Annotated in this window: 1 protein-coding gene and 1 pseudogene; one reads left to right on the top strand and one right to left on the bottom strand. The window is 65.2% G+C overall.

The genetic code is table 11. The features are described 5' to 3' along the window. Positions 1-335 precede the first annotated feature (335 nt). Positions 336-872 carry a group II intron maturase-specific domain-containing protein gene (locus A3A5_RS38750; RefSeq protein WP_157637239.1) on the top strand — a complete coding sequence of 179 codons (537 nt, stop codon included), beginning with the start codon at positions 336-338 and terminating at the stop codon, positions 870-872. A 188-nt stretch (positions 873-1,060) separates the two neighbouring features. On the opposite strand, the pseudogene A3A5_RS38745 reads toward A3A5_RS38750, so the two are convergent. Then, positions 1,061-1,764: pseudogene (locus A3A5_RS38745) on the bottom strand (dienelactone hydrolase family protein). Positions 1,765-2,663 lie beyond the last annotated feature (899 nt).

Here is a 2,663-nt window from a genome sequence, read left to right as displayed (position 1 = left end):
CCGTCCAACCCGAACTGCAAGGGGCCGCATGCGGCCCCTTGCTTACCCCAACCAAACGCCGCCATTTACTGTCGCTTTTACACCGCCGTCAACACTCGCAAACATAAGCGTCTTCAGGGGCATCGCCGACGAGCCAGTCATTGGCTAGCACGCGTAGCACGCAAAGAGATGCATCTGTTTGCACACTGGTCGCTGTTATGGGGACAGGCTTCAATGGGAAGAGCCGGATGAGCGGAGACGTTCACGTCCGGTTCCGTGAGCGCCTTGGGGGGAAGTTCCCCGGGGCGACTCGACGCAATGTCTACGTGCATAGCGAGCGGGCGGGCCAGCGGGTGATGAGCGGGCTGAAAGCCTTCCTCAGCAACAAGCTCAAGTTGAAAGTCAACGATTCGAAAAGTGCAGTAGCACCGCCCGAGGAGCGGAAGTTCCTTGGCTTCAGCTTTCGAATTACCTCGCGGGTGTGGCGTGGGATTGCGCCCCAGTCCGTGCGGCGATTCAAGGCAAAGGTAAGGGAACTGACGCGCCGCTCACGCGGGATCGGCCTTGAGCGGATGGTGGCAGAACTACGCCGCTTCCTGACTGGCTGGCGGGGGTACTTTGGCTTCAGTGAATTGCCAAGCACGCTGCGCGAACTCGACGGCTGGCTGCGCCGGCGCCTGCGCTGTTTCCTCTGGAAGCAGTGGAAGGTCAGCCCGGCAAGGTTCCGAGAGCTGCGGGCCCGCGGCATTGGCCCCGACCTGAGCGCCCAAACTGTGGGGAGTTCACACGGGCCATGGCGACTAAGCTGCAGTCCCGCCCTCAACATGGCCCTGCCTAATCGGTACTTCGACGAACTGGGACTTCCATCATTAGTACGCAAACCGATTAACTAGACCGAACCGCCGTGTACGGACCCGTACGCACGGTGGTGTGGGAGGGGCCGGGCCGCGAGGCCCGCTCCTATCCCGATTGGGAAATCAGCCGCTGCTGATTGCACCAAGCGATAAGGGTAACGTTATCGCGCCTTATCGCTGCGTTCAGGACGCCTGGCCGCAGACGGGAGCTTCCCCGCTCGCGATGATTAGCGCCAGAGGTGGCGCGCGAAGAACGTCAGCGTGCGGTCCCAGGCGACCTGCGCCCAAGCGGCGTCGTACTGGGTACCCGCGATGCGGCCATCGCCTATGGCTTCCTCGTTGGCAAAGGCATGGTGGGCGAGGTAACGGTGGAACGTCGCGTCGACGCCGCCGGCGCGCAGTTTCACTCGAGCTTGTCGAAGTCCTCGGCCGCAAAGAACGCGTCCTGCGCGCCCGAGTGAACGAGCACCGGCACCTTGATATTGGCAGGGTCGATGGCTTCCAGCGGTGGCATGCCGTAGAACGGCACACCTGCCTTCAGCTCGGGTATGGCGTTCAGCGACAGCAGCGTCAGCGCACCGCCCATGCAGAAGCCGGTGATACCAATGCGGCTGCTCAGGGTGCCAAGGTACTGCACGGCGCCGCGGATGTCTTGCGCCACGGCGTCGCCGAAGTTCAGCTTGGACATCAAATGGTGGGCCTCTTCCTGCTCGACCGTGCTGGCGCCGCGGTAGAGGTCCGGCACCAGCGCGTAGTAGCCGGCACGCCCGAGGCGGTCGGCCACGCCGCGAATCTGGTTGTTCAGGCCCCACCACTCCTGGACAACGATGATGGCCGGGGCGCCGTCGGTGCGATCCGGCTTTGCAAGGTAGCCGTTGACCGACTGGCCGTCGGGACGGATGAACGAGACGGTCTGACCGATGTGTCGCATGATTGACTGCTCCTGTCGTTTGCTGTGGACCAGATGGGCCGGATGATAGCGCAAGGGGGCGCTCCGGAATGCGCGGCAGCGGCAAGCGGCGAACCCGGCGACTATCCGACCTGAAAAAACTCCACGCTCTTCCCCGCATTGACCGCCCGCGGCAGCCAGTCGGGCATGTCGCCCTTGAAGGGGCCGGGCCGCCGGCCTTGCGTCGCTCGGCGCTACCACCCCCTCCCACCGCTCGCGCGGTGCCAGCTGTAATTCTGCCAGCAGCTGGCGCGCCAGCGCCGCTTCGGCTTCGGCGCGCTCGGCCCGGCACTGAGCCCCGGCGAGTTCCGCCTGCACCCTGCTAGGCCGGTAGCCGATTTGCGCTCGGTAGCGTCGGCGGCCGGTGCCGCGTGGGGAGCTGCTCAGTGAGCGCGCCACCTGGGTCTCCAGCCGGGGTCAGGGCCTCGGCCTGGGCACCCGCCGCGTCGCGGGCGTCGTGGCGCACCCCGCCAGCTCCCTGCGCAGGTCCTCGGCGGCATCCTCGCTCTTCTGGCGCACGATGCGCTCCCTCCAGCTCCCGCAAGGCGCGGCGCTCGCTGGCCTCGCCCCCCCCTCTTGGGCGATGACGACCTGGTCGCGGGCCCGCTCCAGCTCGGTCGAGAATTGGGTCCGCAACTCCCCTAGCTGCCGACGCGCGGCCTCTCAAGTAGATTGATACGGTGCCCGGTCCGGAAAGAGGCGCGAAGCAATGCTTCCGAGCGCCCTTCTATCGAAGATGTACGACTCTTTCGCAAGTCATTGACTCACTTGTAGCGCTCGGCCTGTATCAGCGCCCAACGTCAATTCGAGACTGGCCGCCTGCCACACGAAGCACGTTGCCCTCTGGCGTCATCTGCCGCGGAAGGTCATTGAATGTCGGC

The sequence above is a fragment of the Cupriavidus sp. UYPR2.512 genome (assembly GCF_000379565.1).
Classification (GTDB): Bacteria; Pseudomonadota; Gammaproteobacteria; order Burkholderiales; family Burkholderiaceae; genus Cupriavidus.
The sequence above is the reverse complement of the archived record's forward strand: the minus strand, read 5'-3'. Positions and strand labels throughout refer to the sequence as shown.